This window comes from Halorubrum sp. Atlit-28R (assembly GCF_003665955.1).
GTDB classification, from domain to species: Archaea; Halobacteriota; Halobacteria; order Halobacteriales; family Haloferacaceae; genus Halorubrum; species Halorubrum tropicale.
In genome coordinates, this window is sequence record NZ_QPLS01000154.1 from 1 (window position 1) to 508 (window position 508).

A 508-nucleotide genomic window follows, 5' to 3' on the forward strand; every position below is an offset into this window, starting at 1 on the left:
CGCCTCTGGTGATCGCATCAAACGCTGGCCATGAAGAAATTGTCCGAGCACTGATCAATGCCGGGGCTCAAGTTGATCTATCGTGTGGTGGCGATGATTACAAACGAAGTGCGCTCCATGATGCAGCTCTCCTTAACCGATTTGAGTGCGTAAGACTGCTTCTTGCTGCCGGAGCAAATCCTAATGTCCGTTGCACCGAAAACAGCACACCACTACACAATGCCATTAGGGTAGCCGAATGTTCGGATGTCGTCGAATTGCTCCTTGCCGGGGGAGCGGAGGTCGATCCAGTCGACTCGGATGGTTTAACTCCTCTTTTGTACGGGTTGTCTTATGACTGTAGTTGCAGCGCAATTGATGCGTTAATCAAAGCTGGTGCAGACGTAAATTTTCGAAGCCCCCACAAAGTCGCACCAATACACGAAGCTAAAAACTTCGAGATGATGGAGAAATTGATTCTGGCGGGTGCCGATGTAAATGCACAAGATGAAAATGGCAGGACGGTGCT

At 49.8% G+C, this 508-nt stretch carries 1 protein-coding gene; it reads left to right on the plus strand.

From position 1 onward, the window contains the following. The coding region (locus tag DVK06_RS17280) for an ankyrin repeat domain-containing protein (protein WP_199718779.1) at positions 1-508 on the plus strand (508 nt) is incomplete at both ends.